The organism is Staphylococcus sp. HMSC62A08, from assembly GCF_001839105.1.
Taxonomy (GTDB): Bacteria; Bacillota; Bacilli; order Staphylococcales; family Staphylococcaceae; genus Staphylococcus; species Staphylococcus caprae.
In genome coordinates, this window is the sequence record NZ_KV840027.1 from 31,699 (window position 1) to 51,239 (window position 19,541).

Annotated in this window: 23 protein-coding genes and 1 pseudogene; 18 read left to right on the forward strand and 6 right to left on the reverse strand. The window is 31.7% G+C overall.

Going from position 1 to position 19,541, the window contains the following annotated elements; all coding sequences use genetic code 11:
* Positions 1-517 (forward strand): LPXTG cell wall anchor domain-containing protein (locus HMPREF3264_RS00935; RefSeq protein WP_141764430.1); only part of this gene is annotated, 517 nt, incomplete at its 5' end.
* Between the two features lie 99 nt (positions 518-616).
* Positions 617-1,375 carry an alpha/beta hydrolase gene (locus HMPREF3264_RS00940; protein ID WP_070871628.1) on the forward strand — a complete coding sequence of 253 codons (759 nt, stop codon included), beginning with the start codon at positions 617-619 and terminating at the stop codon, positions 1,373-1,375.
* Between the two features lie 81 nt (positions 1,376-1,456).
* Here HMPREF3264_RS00940 and HMPREF3264_RS00945 read toward each other — a convergent pair whose 3' ends face one another.
* Positions 1,457-1,768 carry an SdpI family protein gene (locus tag HMPREF3264_RS00945; protein WP_070871629.1) on the reverse strand — a complete coding sequence of 104 codons (312 nt, stop codon included), beginning with the start codon at positions 1,766-1,768 and terminating at the stop codon, positions 1,457-1,459.
* Between the two features lie 237 nt (positions 1,769-2,005).
* Here HMPREF3264_RS00945 and HMPREF3264_RS00950 point away from each other — a divergent pair, with 237 nt between their 5' ends.
* Complete coding sequence (locus HMPREF3264_RS00950) at positions 2,006-3,145, forward strand: CapA family protein (RefSeq protein ID WP_044466381.1); 1,140 nt, start codon at positions 2,006-2,008, stop codon at positions 3,143-3,145.
* Between the two features lie 50 nt (positions 3,146-3,195).
* Here the strand turns inward: HMPREF3264_RS00950 and HMPREF3264_RS00955 are convergent, their stop codons facing one another.
* The 3 genes from HMPREF3264_RS00955 to HMPREF3264_RS00965 all read right to left on the reverse strand — a co-directional run bounded on the left by HMPREF3264_RS00955 (position 3,196) and on the right by HMPREF3264_RS00965 (position 4,225).
* Positions 3,196-3,561 (reverse strand): DUF4870 domain-containing protein, encoded by a 366-nt coding sequence (locus HMPREF3264_RS00955; protein WP_044466382.1) that lies wholly within the window; start codon positions 3,559-3,561, stop codon positions 3,196-3,198.
* A 144-nt stretch (positions 3,562-3,705) separates the two neighbouring features.
* The gene (locus HMPREF3264_RS00960) at positions 3,706-3,975 is read right to left on the reverse strand and encodes a Txe/YoeB family addiction module toxin (protein ID WP_070871630.1); all 270 of its coding nucleotides are present in this window, start codon (positions 3,973-3,975) and stop codon (positions 3,706-3,708) included.
* Entirely contained in the window at positions 3,968-4,225 is a 258-nt protein-coding gene (locus tag HMPREF3264_RS00965; protein WP_070830050.1) for a type II toxin-antitoxin system Phd/YefM family antitoxin, read from the reverse strand. Before HMPREF3264_RS00965 ends, HMPREF3264_RS00960 begins: the two co-directional genes overlap by 8 nt.
* A 190-nt stretch (positions 4,226-4,415) precedes the next feature.
* Between HMPREF3264_RS00965 and HMPREF3264_RS00970 the strand changes: the two genes are divergently transcribed.
* Entirely contained in the window at positions 4,416-5,273 is an 858-nt protein-coding gene (locus tag HMPREF3264_RS00970) for an ABC transporter substrate-binding protein (RefSeq protein ID WP_070871631.1), read from the forward strand.
* A 113-nt stretch (positions 5,274-5,386) separates the two neighbouring features.
* Here HMPREF3264_RS00970 and HMPREF3264_RS00975 read toward each other — a convergent pair whose 3' ends face one another.
* A complete protein-coding gene (locus HMPREF3264_RS00975) occupies positions 5,387-7,027 on the reverse strand; it encodes an alpha-keto acid decarboxylase family protein (protein ID WP_070871632.1) in 1,641 nt (546 codons plus the stop codon).
* 170 nt (positions 7,028-7,197) lie between these two features.
* Between HMPREF3264_RS00975 and HMPREF3264_RS00980 the strand changes: the two genes are divergently transcribed.
* The 3 genes from HMPREF3264_RS00980 (at position 7,198) to HMPREF3264_RS00990 (ending at position 10,721) form a co-directional block, all read left to right on the forward strand.
* Positions 7,198-7,644, forward strand: a complete 447-nt coding sequence (locus HMPREF3264_RS00980; protein WP_002444594.1) for a MarR family winged helix-turn-helix transcriptional regulator — start codon at positions 7,198-7,200, stop codon at positions 7,642-7,644.
* A gap of 444 nt (positions 7,645-8,088) precedes the next feature.
* Positions 8,089-9,648 carry a poly-gamma-glutamate hydrolase family protein gene (locus HMPREF3264_RS00985; RefSeq protein ID WP_070871633.1) on the forward strand — a complete coding sequence of 520 codons (1,560 nt, stop codon included), beginning with the start codon at positions 8,089-8,091 and terminating at the stop codon, positions 9,646-9,648.
* Between the two features lie 191 nt (positions 9,649-9,839).
* Entirely contained in the window at positions 9,840-10,721 is an 882-nt protein-coding gene (locus HMPREF3264_RS00990; RefSeq protein ID WP_256323945.1) for a poly-gamma-glutamate hydrolase family protein, read from the forward strand.
* A 75-nt stretch (positions 10,722-10,796) separates the two neighbouring features.
* Here the strand turns inward: HMPREF3264_RS00990 and HMPREF3264_RS00995 are convergent, their stop codons facing one another.
* Positions 10,797-11,423 carry an FMN-dependent NADH-azoreductase gene (locus HMPREF3264_RS00995; protein ID WP_070871635.1) on the reverse strand — a complete coding sequence of 209 codons (627 nt, stop codon included), beginning with the start codon at positions 11,421-11,423 and terminating at the stop codon, positions 10,797-10,799.
* 271 nt (positions 11,424-11,694) lie between these two features.
* Between HMPREF3264_RS00995 and HMPREF3264_RS01000 the strand changes: the two genes are divergently transcribed.
* The 11 genes and pseudogenes from HMPREF3264_RS01000 to HMPREF3264_RS12720 all read left to right on the forward strand — a co-directional run.
* On the forward strand, positions 11,695-11,796 hold the full coding sequence (locus HMPREF3264_RS01000; RefSeq protein ID WP_002444590.1) for an SE2200 family small protein: 102 nt from the start codon (positions 11,695-11,697) through the stop codon (positions 11,794-11,796).
* Between the two features lie 160 nt (positions 11,797-11,956).
* Positions 11,957-12,082, forward strand: a complete 126-nt coding sequence (locus HMPREF3264_RS12875; protein ID WP_002444589.1) for a hypothetical protein — start codon at positions 11,957-11,959, stop codon at positions 12,080-12,082.
* Between the two features lie 387 nt (positions 12,083-12,469).
* Entirely contained in the window at positions 12,470-13,132 is a 663-nt protein-coding gene (locus tag HMPREF3264_RS01005; RefSeq protein ID WP_002444587.1) for a Wzz/FepE/Etk N-terminal domain-containing protein, read from the forward strand.
* Between the two features lie 8 nt (positions 13,133-13,140).
* The gene (locus tag HMPREF3264_RS01010; RefSeq protein WP_002444585.1) at positions 13,141-13,836 is read left to right on the forward strand and encodes a polysaccharide biosynthesis tyrosine autokinase; all 696 of its coding nucleotides are present in this window, start codon (positions 13,141-13,143) and stop codon (positions 13,834-13,836) included.
* Between the two features lie 2 nt (positions 13,837-13,838).
* Complete coding sequence (locus tag HMPREF3264_RS01015; RefSeq protein WP_070871636.1) at positions 13,839-14,606, forward strand: tyrosine-protein phosphatase; 768 nt, start codon at positions 13,839-13,841, stop codon at positions 14,604-14,606.
* Between the two features lie 30 nt (positions 14,607-14,636).
* Positions 14,637-16,448: a polysaccharide biosynthesis protein gene (locus tag HMPREF3264_RS01020; protein WP_070871637.1), complete on the forward strand. Its 1,812-nt coding sequence runs from the start codon at positions 14,637-14,639 to the stop codon at positions 16,446-16,448.
* Between the two features lies 1 nt (position 16,449).
* Positions 16,450-17,370, forward strand: coding sequence for a hypothetical protein (locus tag HMPREF3264_RS01025; protein ID WP_070871638.1), 921 nt, complete (start codon positions 16,450-16,452; stop codon positions 17,368-17,370).
* 5 nt (positions 17,371-17,375) lie between these two features.
* Complete coding sequence (locus HMPREF3264_RS12555) at positions 17,376-17,822, forward strand: hypothetical protein (protein ID WP_141764419.1); 447 nt, start codon at positions 17,376-17,378, stop codon at positions 17,820-17,822.
* A gap of 3 nt (positions 17,823-17,825) precedes the next feature.
* Positions 17,826-18,521: an MATE family efflux transporter gene (locus HMPREF3264_RS01030; protein WP_070871639.1), complete on the forward strand. Its 696-nt coding sequence runs from the start codon at positions 17,826-17,828 to the stop codon at positions 18,519-18,521.
* On the forward strand, positions 18,496-19,194 hold the full coding sequence (locus HMPREF3264_RS01035) for a polysaccharide biosynthesis protein (protein WP_070871640.1): 699 nt from the start codon (positions 18,496-18,498) through the stop codon (positions 19,192-19,194). The genes HMPREF3264_RS01030 and HMPREF3264_RS01035 overlap by 26 nt, the downstream gene beginning before the upstream one ends.
* A gap of 25 nt (positions 19,195-19,219) precedes the next feature.
* Positions 19,220-19,541: pseudogene (locus tag HMPREF3264_RS12720) on the forward strand (hypothetical protein); the annotation flags it as partial.

The following is a 19,541-nucleotide window of genomic DNA, read 5'->3' on the forward strand; positions in this document are numbered from 1 at the left end:
CTCAGATTCAGACAGTGACTCGGATTCAGATAGCGACTCCGACTCAGATAGCGACTCCGATTCGGATAGTGGCTCAGACTCAGACTGTGGCTCAGACTCAGACTGTGATTCAGATTCCGACTGTGGTTCAGACTCAGATTGTGACTCAGACTCAGATTGTGGTTCAGACTCAGATTGTGGCTCAGACTCAGATTGTGATTCAGATTCAGACAGCGATTCCGATTCAGATAGCGACTCGGACTCAGACAGCGACTCGGACTCAGACAGCGATTCCGATTCAGACAGTGATTCCGACTCTCACCATGAGACACCAGGTACACCATCTCATCAAGATTACTCAACACCAACACATCATGAAACAAATCATCACAGCCATCATGCTAAAGAGAAAGGTTTACCAGATACTGGTAATGATGATAGTACACATAACGGTACATTATTTGGAGGATTGTTAGCCTTATTAGGTTCTTTATTCTTATTCGGAAACAAACGTAGAAATAGAAAAGATGAACACTAAATATTTGATTTAGACCCGGGCCTTAGTGCTCGGGTTTTTCTGTGAAATAAAGAAAAGTAAGGTAAAATAAAGAAGAATATGAATTAAGGAGTGAAGCATATGGCTTTAATGACATTAAATTATAGTTCACCGACAATAGGAATGCATCAAAATTTAACAGTCATCTTACCGGAGGACACAACATACTTTGATAGCTCCAATTCTCCTAAACAACTTAAAACACTTTTACTTTTACATGGTTTGTCGAGTGATGAAACGACGTATATTAGATATACGAGTATTGAACGATATGCCAATGAACATCAACTCGCTATTATTATGCCGAATGTAGATCACAGTGCATACGCTAATATGGCATACGGCCATAGTTATTATGATTATATTTTAGAAATATACGATTACGTGCATCAGATTTTACCACTTTCAAAGAAACGTGAAGATAACTTTATTGCAGGTCATTCTATGGGAGGGTACGGTACAATTAAGTTTGCGCTGACTCAACCCCATAAGTTTTCCAAAGCAGCACCATTATCTGCAGTATTTCAAGCACAACATCTTATTGATATAGATTGGATAGACTTTTCCGCCAAATCTATCACAGGAGAGAATACCGATATTACGGGAACAGAATTAGATACATATTACCTCCTTAATCGAGCTATAGCGTCGAATGCTGATATTCCTGAATTGCTTGTTATGTGTGGAACTGAAGATTTCTTATATCAGGATAATTTAGAGTTTATTCATTATTTAGATGAAAAGGGAATCCCATATACATTTGAAGAAAGTCCTGGCGAACATAATTACGCATATTGGGACAAAGCGATTAAAACAGCGATAGAGTGGTTCGTAAATTAGTGGAAGTTTAAACCTAAAGGAAGCATCTAAAATATATTCAATACCCCCATGTCTTTGAATGAATGACACGGGGGTTTAAATTTAGATATTTCTATTCACCTTGAAAACTAACCAATACAACAGAATTGAAACAACAATGGTTTCTACAATGATTGAAATAATCAGCCAATATTCTAATTGACTTAAATTGATAATTAAGTAAATATCAAGAATGGTCCAAGGTAACGCAATGAGTATCACTTTCTTATAAATTTGGAAACTATATAGGGTGAATAATTTTTGAGCTTTTGCCCAATTTTCATCATTACGTAAAGCTTTTCTAGTTCGAAATCCATACGTTTTGTTACGTTGTGTCGGGGGAGTTAATTTGAATAAATAGGTCACTGCTAACATGATTATGCTTTTGAAAAGTAGAACTATTTTAATCACTCCTTTTAAGTTAATTTAATCTATAACTATTTTATCAAATAAAGCGTTTTATGTTTTTCGATATATTAATTTAATGTAAAAATAGATAGAAAAGTTAAAATACACTAGATTATATTGTTTTCAAATCTAGCAAAGTATAAAATAAAAGTGCTAAGTTCATAAATTTTAAGTATAAAATCTTTTCAATAGGAGCGATAACTATTGTTGAAATATTATATATCTACAATTATATTCTTTTTGGCATTTTTATTCGTAAGTGGATTAGCACTTGCGACTGATTTAGATACCGAGGCATCTGTCGTAGCGGTAGGAGATAACTTAATACATCCCGAAGTCTATAATGATGCTAAAACAGGGCAAGATAGTTTTAACTTTAAACCTATGTATGAACCTGTAAAAAAAGATATTCAAGATGCAGATATAGCATATGTAAATCAAGAATCCCCTTTAGGTGGGGACGATCGGCCATATCATGGTTTTAAACGTTTTAATACGCCTAGTAGTATCGCTAAAGATTTAGTCGATACAGGTTTTAACTTTGTAAATGGCTCTAACAACCATGCCATTGATCAAGGAGAATCGGGCGTAAATAATAATATACATACTTGGGAGAAATTTAAAGATAAAGTATTATTTACTGGCATTTTTAACTCTCAAGAGGCACATGATAACATTCCGACGAAGACAGTTAATGGAATAAAAGTTTCAATGTTAAGTTATACGTTTGGTACAAATGGTATTAAACCTCCACATCCGTATACAATCAAAACATTTGATGAGGAACAAATTAAAAAGGATGTTAAAGAGGCTAAAAAACATAGTGATGCAGTGATTGTATCTGCGCACTGGGGTAATGAAGGACAACATAAACAAAACAAAACGCAGGAAAAATATGCTAAAGTCTTCGCTGATGCTGGTGTAGATGTTGTGTTAGGCATGCATCCACATGTGATAGAGCCAGTTAAATGGGTTGAAGGTAAAGATGGAAATAAAACACTTGTCGCTTATTCCCTGGGAAATTTCTTAAATGGTCAAGCTACAGGAAATGAAAGTAATGATTTATTAGGTCGTCTCAATTTTAAATTAGTGAAAAATCCTAAAGGCGTTAAAGTGGAAAACGTAAAATGGAGAAGTATGGTGAATCATTATGAATTAGCCAATTTATATGACAAGAACTCTAAGAGAGATTTCAAAGTATATCCTTTACATGATTACACAAATCAATTAGCCGAAAAACATGGATTACACTATGTCAATGGGGCAAATATGACTAAAGAAAGATTGCAAGAAATAACTAAAGACGTCATTGATAAAGAGTTCTTAGATGATAAAAGTTTATAGATAATAGAGAATCACGCTAGAACGTTCTTACGTTCAAGCGTGATTTTGATTTATTTAATGATTTCTATTGTGAAAGGGACAACATAATCTTGTCCTTTTAAGACAAAGACGATTGCAATAATTGAATAGACAACTATAACTATACTAAGGATGAATAATAATAAGACGCCAATGAGTAGAAAAACTAAAATAGCTGCAATCACTGTATATATGAGATAACTAATTAAGAAATTAAGATAATTTTTACCTTGTTGATCAATAAATGCAGAATCTTCTCTTTTTATTGCCCAAATAATGAGCGGTCCAAGAAAAGAAGTGAAAAATGATAATAACCAAATCACCATAGCGATGGTCGTTTCATTATCAGAAACTTCTTTAAATGCATAAGGATTTTTAGATTGATTAATCAAATTCATATGTATTATAGCCCCTTTATTTTTATTTACTTTAAATATAAACATTTTAATTATTAAAGTAAATGACTATATAGCACTCATGCTTCATTAATATTTATAAATTTGAATATCAATAGCTGACTGTTTCACGCGAAACGATTGCAATTATAGGTAATGAAATCTACAAGACACTATAAAAATAGAATCATTCTTTATTTTGTATACTAACCGATGTTCAATCGTGATTCTCCTACTATAATAACCCTCATAATTGCCTTTTAGCGCTTCCGGTTTCCCTATACCCCCGATGCAACCATCTCGCGCGATACTTTTAAGTAAAGTATTAATTTTTTTAAAATTTCCTAGATTATGTAGTTGCCAAAATTGATAATCTTTAAATGCTCGAGTTGTAAAAGTCACATTAAGTTTATTCATTTTCATCAATCTCAACTGTAATCGTATCGTTTTGGTTTAATTCTTGAATAGATTTGTTCAGGTGAGACACATTAGCCGGATTAGACTGAAGATACATTGTTTCTAGAATTGCATTGTAATCTTTTTCAGCCAGAATGACAGCATTCTTATCTTCTTTCGTTGTAATTGTGTAAGTTACACTGTCTTCGTTTACTTTAGAAATCAGTTTTTTAAAATTTTGACGTGCATTGGAATAATTTATGGATGGCATGTCCTCATCCTCCTTCACCACTATTATTGTACAATAAATTGTACAATAAACCATTTGCGTTGTCATCAATTTTTTTTCGTCTTTAAAATTTTTAATGTTTAAATACGTCTAAAACGGACATAAAAAATATGTAACCTTATTTACTAGACATTATAGAATTTATCATTAATTTTTGGGAGGAATGTTAAGCATGGCTAAAGAAATTAAACAAAATGTTGGTACAGTACAAGTCCCTGATAAAGTTGAATCTGCAGTAGCTTTAGAATATTCATTTGCCGAAGCATTAGTGAAATTAGATGTTAATGTAACTGGTATTGCAGACGATAATAATAAAGACAATTTAGATGAAGAAACACGTAAAAATGTAGGTAACTATCAATCAGTAGGACATCGTCAAACGCCAAGCGTAGATGATATTAAAAAAGCTGAACCACAAGTCATTTTTGCAGATGTGGATAGACATGAATCCATTTTCGAAGATTTAAATGCAATTGCTCCTACAGTTTTAGTGAAAAGTTTCGATGCAGATTATAAAGAAAGTAAGGAAGCTTTCGATTATATTGCTAAAGTCGTTTCTAAACAAGATGAAGGTAAAACGATCATCGATAACCACGAAAAAGAAATTAAAGATTTAAGTTCTAAAGTACGTGTAGATAAAGATGTTGCTACAATTGCAGCAGTCGTTACAGATCAAGACTTAGTAATTCATGCTTCTAAATCATATGTAGGTCAATTACTAGAAGATGTTGGTTTCAAAGCTGGCATTTCTAAAGAAAATGAAAATGACTTACCTGAATATATGGGTGCAGATTATCATAAATTACCAATTAGCAAAGTTGCAGATGTAAACCCAGAACGACTCATTGTTATGGTAGATGAAGATAATCAAAAAGATTTCAACAACTTTAAAGAGTCTGATGCATGGAATCAATTAGATGCAGTTAAAAACAATAGAGTTCATGAAGTTAACCGTGAAACATGGGCTAAACATCGTGGATTAATCGCTGCAGAACAAATCTTAGAAGATATCACACAATTTACTGAGTAATTCAGTAGTTTAACAATTTAATAAATCATATAGATAAAATGCCCTCTTATCAAAGAACTGATAGGAGGGCATTGATTTTGCAATCATTCTATAGGTTTTAATTTTCGCACGAGTTATTTATTTTGAGATGCAAACGCTTTGGCAATTTCGCTAAGTTTAGTAGGCGCATCTTCAACAGCCATTTTCACTTCTACATAATGCATACGATCATTACGCGCTTTAATATCTTCAAATGCTTGCATTAATTCTTCTGAATTGTTTACATCATGGACTGCCACATTGTCTCCACCGAATACAGCAGGTAATGCTTTATAATCCCACATCTTAATGTCATTGTATGGTTCTTTCATACCGTGTATCATTCTTTCAACAGTATAACCATCATTGTTGATGACAAAGATAATTGGTTTCAAGTCTTGGCGAATCATTGTAGATAGTGATTGTACTGTTAATTGTAGAGAACCATCACCAATGAGTAAGACGTTTCTACGATGTGGATTAGCAATTTGTGTACCTAATGTAGCAGGTAATGTATAACCAATTGAACCCCATAATGGTTGTCCGATGAACGTATTGTCTTTATACAATGCTAAATCATATGCACCAAAGAATGAGGTACCTTGTTCTGCAATTAAGACATCATCCAGTTGTATGAAATCTTGCATCATGTTGAAGTACGTTTCTTGAGTTAATGGTTGATTATTAAGTTCATAATTGTGTGCTTGTGGTCTTTCGTATTGAGGGTAGTCGTTTTCATTTTTAAAATTAAGACCCTTCAATGCATGTACTAAGCTAGGTAATGTGACATCATTTGCAACAGTGTCATTCATCTTGAAGTTCTTGTGATTGATCATTACGACGTCATCAATATCGAATTGATAAGAGAAACCAGCTGTGGCTGAGTCTGTTAATTTAGCACCAATATTTAAAATAGCATCACTATTGTTTACATATTCTTTAATCTTATCTTCAGCAATTTCGCCATCGAATATTCCTATATAATGAGGGTTTTCTTCATTAAATGCGCCTTTACCTAATGATAATTGAACAACAGGTATATTCGTACGATCTACAATTTCTTCTAACTCTTCATACAAGTTGAAACTATTAATTTCATGACCTGCAATAATAAGTGGTTGTGATGCTGATTTGAGTTTATCTTCAATCATGTTTACATATTTTTGAACATCTTGTTGTGGTAATGCTTCAGGTTGAAAAGTTTCTGAAACTTCAATTTCAGCTAATGCTACATCGATAGGTAAGTGTAAATGTACTGGGCGACGTTCTTGTATTGCAGCATTGATTAATCTTGGAATTTCAGTAGTAGCATTCTCAGGTGTGATATAACCTTGTGCAGTTGTAATAGGTTCAAACATTTTACGATAATCATCAAATGTACCTTCACCAAGTGAATGGTGGACAAATTTACCTGCTTCTTCTACTGCGCGAGTAGGTGCTCCAGTAATGGCAATGACTGGTACACGTTCTGCGTATGAACCTGCAATGCCGTTAACTGCACTAAGTTCACCAACTCCAAATGTTGTTACCATTGCACCTAATCCGTTTATACGTGCATAACCATCTGTTGCGTAACTTGCATTCAATTCATTTGTATTACCAATCCATTCTATATGATCATGAGAAATGATATCGTCTAAAAAGGCTAGGTTGAAATCTCCCGGCACACCAAAGACTTTGTCAACTCCGGCTGCGTAAACTGCGTCCATTAAATATTGTCCTACGCGTTGTTTCATATTCAATTCCACCTTTGTATTGTATTTTTATTCCACTTAAACGATAAACCTTTTCTAAAATAACGTCAACTAACTTGACCTATATTTCAAATTAACTCCTTTTATAAATGATGACGTAATATCCAAAATTTATTATAATAACGGTAACGGACGGAAGGGAAAGAGTAAAGATGACGATGAATAAAAATGATTATGAACACATGCTATTTTATTTTGCGTACAAAACTTTTATCACCACAGCAGATGAAATTATTGAAGAATATGGTATGAGTCGTCAACACCATCGTTTTTTATTCTTCATAAATAAGTTACCCGGAATTACCATTAAAGAATTATTGATCACACTAGAAATATCTAAACAAGGATCGCATGGTACGCTACGTAAATTGAAAGAAGAAGGATTAATTATTGAAGAAACGTCTGAAATCGATCGACGAGTGAAGAAATTATATTCTACGGACAAGGGCGATGCATTGATTCGTAAATTAAATAAAGCTCAAGACGACTTGTTCCATCGTACAAAGCAGAAAGTAGGAAATGATTGGTACGCAATTATGGAAGAATTAGCGAATTATCGTGAAGGTTTCAAAACAATTGAACATTTAAAAGAAGACTAGGAAAGCTGAGACTAAATGTGTGATGTGCTCTCTACAAAGTAGACATTTAAGAGAGCATATTAATGAAGCGTCTCAGCTTCTTTTATAATCATTTAATATATAAATGGGTATTAATGAATATGCTTTCTTACAAGATGAATGACTAATGCAACAAAACCGACTGGTATTAAAAGTATAAGTAATAAAATACAGCTTAAAACGCCTATACCCATATTTAATTCCCTCCTCGTTTACTCATCTGTATCTAGGTTATATAAATAATAGAAGGGATTCAATTCCTTTAGAGATATCTTTCAATAATGTAAGGAAAGTTGATTAATGTGAAGAATAAAGTATTTTATAGAATGTTTTAAATGCTGAGTGCAACCAAATAAAAATTGTTGCTTTTATAAAAAATTAGTATATTATTGTTTTATGTTAATCAATATTAAAGGGGAAATGTAAATGAAAATAATAGGACTTACACGTGCCTTTTCAATAAAAAAACTATCACTAGGGGCAGTTACTGCATTATTTGGATTAGGCGCGTTTGGAGCAATGGGAACTCAAGCACACGCAAGTACGCATTCGAGCTATTCACAACCAAATCGTACATCGACAAGTGGGAAAAGTACGACAACTAAAACTACAAAATTAACACCAAAAGTAGTTAAACCTGTTCAATATACAAGTAAAGTTCAAACTACAAAGAAAGTTACACCTACCAAACAAACCACTAAAAATGTTAAACCAGTTGTAACGAAAGCATCTACAAAGCAATCTACAAGCCAAAGAGTGAATACAACTGCTACTAAAGCACCGACGACTTCTACAAGCAAAACGAAATCCTCTAAGTCAGGCACACATACTCAAACATCTACGACAACCAAACGTTCTACTACTACGAAATCATCAAAAACTTCGTCTACAACATCAAAAGCTAAAACTACAACACCAACAAAAGCATCAACTTCTACAACTAAGAAATCAACTTCAACAACGACGAAGAAACCTACGACGACGTCAACTGCAAAGAAAAGTACATCTAAGTCAACTTCAAGTAGTAAGAGCGGAACAACAAGCCATACAAAAGTACCTAGTAAATCAACTACAACACATCCAAGTACAACCGGTACGAGTACAACTAAAAAGCCAACCACATCGACAACAAAGCCATCTACATCAGCATCAACTAAGTCTTCAACAACCAAACCCACAACATTAACAACGACGACAAAATCTACAACAAAAACTACGTCAACATCAACACAACCTAAGACATCTACAACTCATACACCATCTACTACAAATACTAAACCAACGACACCGCCGACAACCACAGTTCCAATAGATAGTAAACAAGATGAAATTGGTACAGCACCGGTTGAACGTAAAAAAGATAAATATCAATCTATGACGGAACTTGAAAATCAGACAGTTGAAGGGGTAGATTGGAAAAAAGAAACAAGAGATAATGGAACGAAAGTACTGATTGTAGCACCACATGGTGGAAATATAGAACAGGGTACGACTGAGGTAACGAAGGCATTGGCTAATAAAGGAGATTATGACTATTTCTCATTTGAAGCGATGAGATCTAAAAATAATTCTGATTTACATGTGACTTCTACGCATTATGATGATGCAACGCTCAACCAAATGATAGAAAACCGTACTGCCACTATTTCAATTCACGGTGCAGCTGGTACTGAACAGATTGTATATCTAGGAGGACCAGATTCCGCATTAAGAGATGAGATTGAAGCTCAATTAAAAAGTCGCGGGTTCAAAGTTTTAGTACCACCTGCGTATCTTGGTGGTCAAAATGATAAAAACTTTATTAATAGACAAGATGGAACTACAGGTGTTCAATTAGAATTGACGACTGCTTTAAGAAAGGCTTTCTTCAATAATGGAGATACAAATACTAAGAATCGTACTAATGAGAACAATTGGACGCCGTTGATGCAGTCATTTGTTGATGCATTATATACAAGTATTCACAATATTTATCCGGAAAAATAAATTTAGTTTGAATAAATTCATTTTTAAAATTTTAACATAACAATCATATAACAGTATTGTCATAATAGGGCTAAAGGATGATTTCGTTAGCTCTATTATTTTTTATATTTATAAATGGAAGAAGCGTAATATTCTAATATCAAGAATTTAAACTTTTAGATTTATAAATATATGAAGGGAAATATTTGATTTTGAAAAAGAGAACATCACTGAGTACCTTAAGCAAAAAGAAAATATTAATACTTATTAGCACAGTTATTCTAGTTTTAGGATTAGCATATGCATGCACTAATAAACAAGAATCCAATCATTCAACATTACATCATTCTAAACTACATCACATACCACTGATTGCTGGTCATGATGATGAAAAAGGAAGAGAGTCAGTAGTAAATTTAGAACCTTCTGAGCCAGCTCAAGAAGATGTACATCATAAAGATCATTTTCATTCTATGACGCAATTATTTAAACATACGAAAAAAGGTGTGGATTGGAAGAAAGAAGTTAGAAAAGTGGGGAGTAACGTTCTTGTTATAGCGCCTCATGGTGGAAATATAGAAGCGGGAACTACAGAATTAACCAAGTTAATCGCTAATGATAATCACTATGATTATTACTCATTTACAGTTTTAAGAAAGAAACATGCAGAAGATTTACACGTCACATCGGCACATTACAACGATCCAACATTATTAAATATGGTGAAATCTAAAGACTTTACTGTGTCGATTCATGGTGCTAAGGGAAATCAACCTGTCATTTATTTAGGCGGATTAGATACACCTTTAAAAGAAGCCATTAAAAAGCAATTAGTTAAACATCATTTTGTCGTAAAAATTGCCCCATCCTATTTAGGTGGCGATTTAAAAGAGAATTTTGTTAATGAGAATATAAAGGGTAAAGGTGTTCAGCTCGAATTAACAACGGCTTTAAGAAAATCCTTATTTGTGAACGAGAAACTTTCGCCAAATTCTAGAAATAAAAGAAGTAACTGGTCACCTGTCATGTATCGCTTTTCAGATGCGATTGATAAAGCAGTGCAACAAGTCGATGACTCCGGTGAAGATAGGTAATGAATAGTGATGTTGCTAAAAGTAAAAAATTCTCAGATACGCATGTGCGCACCTGAGAATTTTTTAATGAATATATTAGAATGTTTTACCTAAGTCCTTAGCTTCTTCAACACCAGCTAATTTGATTTCTTCAGCTTTTTCAGGTTCAGCGTTATGACCTTCAATAATCACTGTTTCATAAGAAGGAACGCCTAAGAATGTCATAATATTTCTTAAATAACGATCTCCAGATTCAACTTCTGCGGTTGGGCCTTCACTATAATAGCCGCCTCTAGATTGAATATGAAGTACTTTTTTATCAGTTAATAGACCTTGAGGGCCTTCAGCAGTGTATTTAAACGTTTTACCTGCTACTGCAATAGCATCGATGTATGCTTTTAAAACAGGAGGGAAGGATAAATTCCACATTGGGCTTACGAAAACGTATTTATCTGCTTCTAAGAATTCGTCAAGAATTGCTCCAAGACGAGTTACCTTTTTACTTTCTTCTGAAGTAAGTTCTTCGCCTTTAGCTGCTTTACCCCAACCTGTTAATACATCTTTATCAATATAAGGGATATCTTCAGTGAATAAGTCGATATGTTTAACTTCATCATCTGAGTGATTGTCTTGATAAGATTCGATGAAAGCTTTACCTGCTGCCATTGAGTTTGATACAAGTTCATCTAACGGATGAGCTGTAATGTATAATAATTTTGCCATTTTTTGCTTCTCCTTAAAATGTTGTTTGTTTGATATAATTATTATACTCAGTTCAGATAATTACACAATATAGTAGATGAAAAATCATCCTAATGGACTATAAGAAAGTTGTTATTGACTCAAATGGAGTTGGCTATGAAATATATTCTCATAGAATTAATATCATATGAATTTGAAATTTTTAAAATTAACTTTAAAATGTGTATAATAGTACTAAAGACTTGAACAGCTTACATGTTCATACTATGCAACTAAGAAAGGAGTGTTATTAATGAAAAAATTAGCAGTCATTTTAGCATTAGCTGGCGTAGCATACTACGGTTTCAAAAAATATCAAAATCACGTAAACCAAGCACCAAACATCGAATACTAAAATTAAACCTTAAAGTTAATAACAATATTTAAGAGATGAGGCAAAATCCAACAAGATTTGTCTCATTTTTTTATTTTAGGGTAAATATATGTATATATTAAAGCTGAAATATAGCTTTACAAAATTGACAGAATTTAAGAAAGGATTAGGTGAATAAGTCATGACTAGAAATATTATTATTGGCGTTTCAGTAGTAGTCGCACTAGTAGTTGGAGGATTTGCAGGTTTTAAACTGATTAAGCGCAATCAAATTGAGAAACATAGTATGTCTAATGCAGAATTATAGAAATAGTATAAAACCACTTTATTCTTAGTGTTTAAAAATATTAAATAAATGTGTATAGCAATATACAAAAACTTAACTAATTAATATATAATGTAACCTATAAGCCCAATTAATCAAAAATGGATTAATTGGGCATTTTTTTATCTATAACTTAAATTTAAGTATGGTGCCATGTTTTATTATGTAATTTACATGAAATTTACAATTAATTAAAAGTTCCTTTGAAATTTAAGTATAGTATTAATGAAATAAGGTGATTACGAGAATAAAACATTTTTATAAAGATAATAACTTACATTTGTAATTGCTAGTTTAATTAAATCCCAAATTTTCAGAATAGCGGTTTAATTAAACAAACATTTAAAAGGAAATTGTTTGGAGGTTAATATGGAAAATACTTTAGATTTAATGAGAGTTTGGGAGATTATTAAGAAAAATTGGAAACTTTTAGTGATTATTCCTTTGATTTTTTTAATTTTAAGTGCCATTTTTACATTCTTTTTAGCTAAACCTAAATATGAAGCATCTACTCAAATTTTAGTGAGCCAAAAAGAAAAAGAATCTAAAATGATGGCTCAAGAAGTACAAAGTAACATTCAGTTAGTTAATACATATGCAGAAATTATTAAAAGTCCACGAATATTAGATGATGTTGCCAAAGAAAATAAAGACTACTCAGCGGATAAGTTATCTAAAATGATTGACGTCAATACTGAAGCGGACTCTCAAATACTTAATGTTGGAGTTAGAAGCAAAAGTGAAAAAGAATCTGAAAAAATTGCAAATGATGTGGCTAAAGTGTTTAGTAAAGATGTGCCAGATATCATGAGTGTAGATAATGTTTCTATACTTTCTAAAGCTAATGGTACCGCAGAGAAAGTTTCACCTAGAACAATAATGAACTTATTTGCAGGACTTATTTTAGGTTTAGTTTTAGCAATTATTATAGCAGCCTTAAGAGAAATCTTTGATAAGCGTATTAGAACTGAAGAAGATGTTGAAAAAGAACTTGGTGTTCCTGTACTAGGTTCTATCCAAAAAATTAAATAAGGAGAATAATGATGGCTGAAAAAAGAAAAAAACTTGAACAACCACTTTTTGTTAATGATAAACCCAAATCAATTATTAGTGAAAAATTTAGAGGTATTCGTTCTAATATTATGTTTTCTAGAGCTAAAGATGAAATTGTAAGTATCATCGTTACCTCTGAAAAACCGGCAGCGGGTAAGAGTATTGTCTCAGCTAATATCGCAACGACTTATGCTCAAGCTGGGTATAGGACTTTAATTATTGATGGTGATATGCGTAAACCAACTCAAAATTATATTTTCGAAGAAGCAAATTATGACGGATTATCAAATTTGATTATTGGTAAATCGGATTACGACAAAGCTATCAGATCAACTAGGGTTCCAAATTTAGATTTACTTACATCAGGACCGATACCACCTAATCCTTCAGAATTGATAGATTCTGACAGATTCTATGAAATTTACAATGAATTATTAAGAAGATACGATTTTGTATTAATTGATACACCACCTGTTAATACAGTGACAGATGCGCAAGTGTTTTTACAATATGTTAAAGATGCAATTATTGTTATTGATGCGGAAAAAAACAATAAATATGAAGTGAAAAAGGCTAAATCACTTATTGAGAAAGCAGATGGAAAAATTATCGGTGCAGTTTTAAATAAAACTCCAAGAGACAAATCATCAAGTTATTATTCTTACTATGGAGAAGAGGAATAACAATGATAGATATACACAATCATATTTTAATCGATGTGGATGATGGACCTAAGAACAGAGAAGATGCAATTCAATTATTAAAACAAGCAAAGTCGGAAGGTGTGAACGAGATCATTGCCACACCGCATCACTTAAGTCCGGTTTTTAATAATGAGCGTAAAAAAGTTTTAAATAAAATTGAGGAACTTAGATCCATGGAAGAGGTACAACAATTAGGAATCAAAATCTATCCTGGACAAGAAATTAGAATAACTGATCAAATTCTGGCAGAAATAGAAAAAGGGAATATCTTGAGCTTAAATCATTCTAAGTATTTATTGATTGAACTTCCCTCGAATGGTGTTCCTCATTACACTGAAAGATTATTTTATGAATTGTTATCTGAAGGGTACGTGCCAATTATTGCCCATCCTGAGAGAAATAAAGGGATTGCACAAGATTTAGACAAACTTTATCAACTTGTTAAAGCAGGCGCATTAAGTCAATTAACTTCATCTTCTTTATCCGGGGGTAATGGTAAAAAATTACAGAAGATTTCTATACAAATGATAGAGAATCATTTAACACATTTTATTGCTTCAGATGCACATCATGAAACTGTACGACCTTTTAAAATGAAAAGTATTTTTGAAAATAAAAAATTAAAAGACTTAGGAATAGATTTAGAAGATTTTATGAAGAATTCAGAATCTGTAGTTAAGAACTTAGATGTATCTAAGAAGCAACCAACTCAGAATTACAAAAATAAAAAGTTTTTCGGTCTATTTTAGTGTTTTTGAGAATGGGAGGGAGATATAGACGTGGATAAATTAAATGCAAGAAAGCGTCTGATTATTTTATTAATTATAGATTCTTTGATAGTTTTCTTTTCAATATTTGTTTGTTATGAAATATTAGAACCTTATTTTAAAAATTATTCACCAGATATTTTGATTATATCTGCAATAGTATTACTACTTTCTCATCATGTTTTTGCATACTTATTTAATTTATATCATAGAGCCTGGGAATACGCGAGTGTCAACGAGCTGTCTCTTATAGTTGAATCAGTAACATGTTCCATACTTACTACTATTTTAATTGTGCCAATCTTTTCAGGTCATCCACCATTTTTAAGATTATATTTAATTACATGGATGATGCATTTAATTCTTATTGGTGGGTCCAGAATCTTTTGGAGAGTAAGTAGAAAATATGTAACTGGTGGGAATAAGCCTAAGAAAAAACCTACTTTAATAGTAGGAGCGGGACGTGGCGGATCACTTTTAATTAGACAAATGCTAAGAAGTGATATGGATCTTGAACCTATTTTAGCAGTAGATGACGACCCTGATAAACGTAAATTAACTATTGCTGATAGTGTAAAGGTACAAGGTACGATTGAAGATATACCTTATTTAACTAATAAATTCAAAATAAAGCGAATTATCATTGCTATACCTACACTCAGCGCTTCAAGATATAAAGAAATTAATGATATTTGTACAAGTACGGGAATTGAATTATTTAAAATGCCGAGCATAGAAGATGTATTATCTGGGGAATTGGAAGTTAATCAACTAAAAAAAGTTGAAGTTGAAGACTTGTTAGGGCGAGACCCAGTAGAGCTAGATATGGCCATGATATCTAAGGAATTGACACATCAAACAATTTTAGTAACTGGGGCTGGGGGATCAATAGGATCAGAAATTTGTCGACAAGTTTGTAAATTCCAACCTGAGAGAATCATTCTATTAGGACACGGTGAGAATAGTATCTATCTAATTAACCAAGAACTTACTAACACATATGGAGATAGTATCGAAATTGTACCAGTTATAGCAGATGTTCAAAACAAAGAACGTATTGAGCAAATTGTAAATGTTTATAAACCATACGCAATATACCATGCTGCTGCACATAAACACGTGCCTTTAATGGAGTATAACCCTGAAGAGGCATTTAACAACAATGTAATAGGTACACGTAATGTAGCAGTGGCGGCAAAAAAAGCACGAGTAAGAAAATTCGTAATGATTTCTACTGATAAAGCTGTTAATCCACCTAATGTAATGGGCGCCTCAAAACGTGTAGCAGAAATGATTATTCAAAGTTTAAATGATAAAAACGGATATACAGATTTTGTTGCTGTAAGATTCGGTAATGTTTTAGGTTCTAGAGGTTCTGTTATTCCTTTATTTAAAAAACAAATCGAAGTAGGCGGACCAGTGACAGTTACACATCCAGATATGACAAGGTACTTTATGACTATTCCTGAAGCATCTAGGTTAGTTCTACAAGCCGGAGCTTTAGCCCAAGGTGGAGAAGTATTCGTATTAGATATGGGAGAACCAGTCAAAATTGTTGATTTGGCACGTAACTTAATTAGATTAAGTGGTAAAAGCGAAGATGAAATTGAAATTAAATTCTCTGGTATAAGACCTGGAGAAAAGTTATATGAAGAATTATTGAATGAAAATGAAGTTCATCCAGAACAGGTATATGAAAAAATTTACCGCGGTAAAACTTCAGTAGCTTCGAAAGAAGAGTTAGATTCTACAATTAAGGAATTAGTTGTTAATAAAGAAAAGATAAGAGATATTTTATTAAAATTAGCTAACAGGAAGTTTTAAAATGACACTTTTTTATAGATTATTCGTAATTATTTCATCTATTATTACAATCATATTAGATATGGTCACTACACAGCATATACAAAATAATTTAGTACTTTTACCATTTGTATTCGTACTTTTATTTGTAGTGTTTCCTTCATTTAGTAGATATATTTTTAATAACTTAGGAATTACAATTATTAACTTTACTATGCTATTAAGATATGTTGTTTCACCTTTTTTAATGGCTTTATATGGTTCAGATATCCAAATGGGTTCAACTGTATCCATCGATATTCAAAGCAAAGCGGTTTTACTTATGGTATATGAAATGATTGCTATGTTTCTAATTTTTGCGTTATTACACAAGTACTTTTACTCTAACAATTCAAAAATTAGAAATGTTAAATCTCAATCTAATATATTTGGATGGATATTCATAGCTTTTGCGTTGTTAATTATAATTAGTCAACCTTCAGTTTTAGGAAATTATTCATTTATTTGGTCGGCTAGTAAATTAAAGACTGATACTGCTAATGAGAATGTCACTTTATTTGCATTACTGATTCAGCTAGCTCAAATTGTTTTCACTGTAAGTATACTTAATATTATTCACAAATATTATGAAAAGAAAAATAGCATTATTTACTTATTTTTATCATTTATAGTTATTGTAGCTTCTGCCTCATTTATAACTGGGACTAGTAGATCGAGTATAATCATTCCTTTAGTAACAGGATTATTTGCTTTGTTAGTTCTTTATAATAAGTACAGAAAATTAATTATAGGATCGTCTTTGATACTTAGCTTATTAGTTATTTCGGTATCTACATTGTTAAAGCAACAAACAAATGTAACTATAGGATCGAGATCGCTTTATCACTCAGCAGGTCCTTTAGAGAATTTAACACTGATATTCAATTATATTTTTCTGGCTTAATCAATGTGGGACACTCAATTGAAACAAGTAGTGTCATAAGACCATTTGATTTTAATTTAATTATGAGTGATTTAACTCATTCAGTTGTCTTTATAAACAATTTTTTCCATCAAAGTCAAAGTGCATTAATAGCATTTAATGACATGTTTTATAAAACGACAGGTGTTGCTGACCAAATCGTGCCCATCTTAGGCCAAGGTTATCTTTACTTTGGGACAATCTTAGCTCCTATTTTTTCGGTTATTGGACTTATTGTAGTAATGTTTTTAGATAAGATGGTATTTCGAACTAAGTCAGTATTTACGTTATATATCTTGTCATATTTCTGTCTGAAATTCTCAATGCTATTCATGTCTAACGCTACAATACTTACATCATTCTTTACGAACTTTATATTGATTTTATTATTAATAGCTTATTTAAATAGTAAAATAAGTTATAAAAAGGAGTAATTTATGAATATCGGGAGAAAAGATGTTGCATGGAGCTATTTAAGTTTACTAATGGTTCAAGGTATAAATATTATCCTTCTTCCAGTAATCATTCGTTACTTAAATACGGTTGAGCTAGGGTTATGGTATACATTTACTTCATTATATGGTTTGGCAATGCTAATTGATTTTGGCTTTCAAACCATCATATCTCGTAATGTAAGCTATTTATGGTCAGGCGCTAACAGTGTAAAAAGTGAAGGGTTTGAACTAGCAACAAGTAAAAATTCAACATTAAACATACCGTATTTTTCAAAAGTATTATCAACAGTGAAATTTATTTATACTTCAATGGGAATAATTATATTTATTCTATTTAGCATTTTTGGGACGTGGTACATGTTTAATATCAATAGTGGTCAAATAGATATTAAAACGATGTTAATAGCATGGATTTTTTATATGTTTTCGATTGTTCTTAATATTAGCTTTTCTTATTGGAATTCGATTTTAAAGGGTATTGGAGCAATTAAAACATATAATCAAATCTTAGTAGTAACTAAACTAACTCAACTTATCATTTCAGTTGTGTTGCTTTTTCTAGGCTATGGTTTAATAGGTGTTTCAGTAGCTTATTTCATTTCAGTGATAGTAAATCGCCTGTTACAATCATTCAGTTATTATAATTATTCTCATGAAACGAAAAAAAACAAAACATAATATTAAAGTTAAATACGATAAAGAAATTTTCCAGGCTATCTTACCTAATACATTAAGAACAGGCTCGCTTTCTTTATCAAATTATTTGATTATCAATTTTCCGATTATCTTAAGCTCATATTACTTGTCATTAAAGGTTTCAGGTCAATTTGGATTTATAAATCAAATTGTGACATTAATTATTATGCTTTCTAACTCTTATTACAATACATACTTATCAAAATTCAACTATCTTAGAGTAAAAAATAGATTTAATGAATTAATTAATTTATTTAGAAAAGCAATAGTGACGAGTTGTTTCTTTACTATTGTTGCTTTCATATTATTTTTAGTTTTGGGCAACTTAGTATTAGATATATTAGGAGCAGATTATCACTTATTTAGTTTAGTACCTATGATTATTATCATGCTTTATAGATTTCTATATAATAATCAGATGTTGTTTACGAATTTCTTATCAACTAAGAACCTCATACCACATCATAAATCCTTTTTATTGTCGGCAATCGTAACTGTTATTGTACAAGTTATACTTCTTCAATTTTTAAATTCAAAATTGATCTGGCTCATTCTACCGTTATTATTGATTCAATTAGCTTTCAATAATTGGTATTGGATCGTGTATGTAATTAAAGATATTAAAAATGATAGAAAAGAATTCCAAGCAAATTAGTAAGTGTTTGCACAGGGGGTAAATTATGAAAGTTTTATTTGTTGTAAATAATTTCAACTTTGGTGGGCCACAAAAAAGTTTATTAAATTTGTTATATGAATTAGAGGATTCGAAGATAGAGGTTGATTTAATGATATTAAATCAACAAGACGCATTAGTTCAGTATTTACCTAAATATGTTCATGTAAAGAAAGTACCAAGTAAATTTTCATTGCTAATGCTCAATAAAAGTAATCTAGTATCTTCAGCTTTTAAAAATTGGAAAAGTCCGAAGTTAGTAATGAAAGTTTTCTTATTTGTCCTTCGCAGTAAATTAAACCTTCAAGATAATACAAAAGCAAAACAAA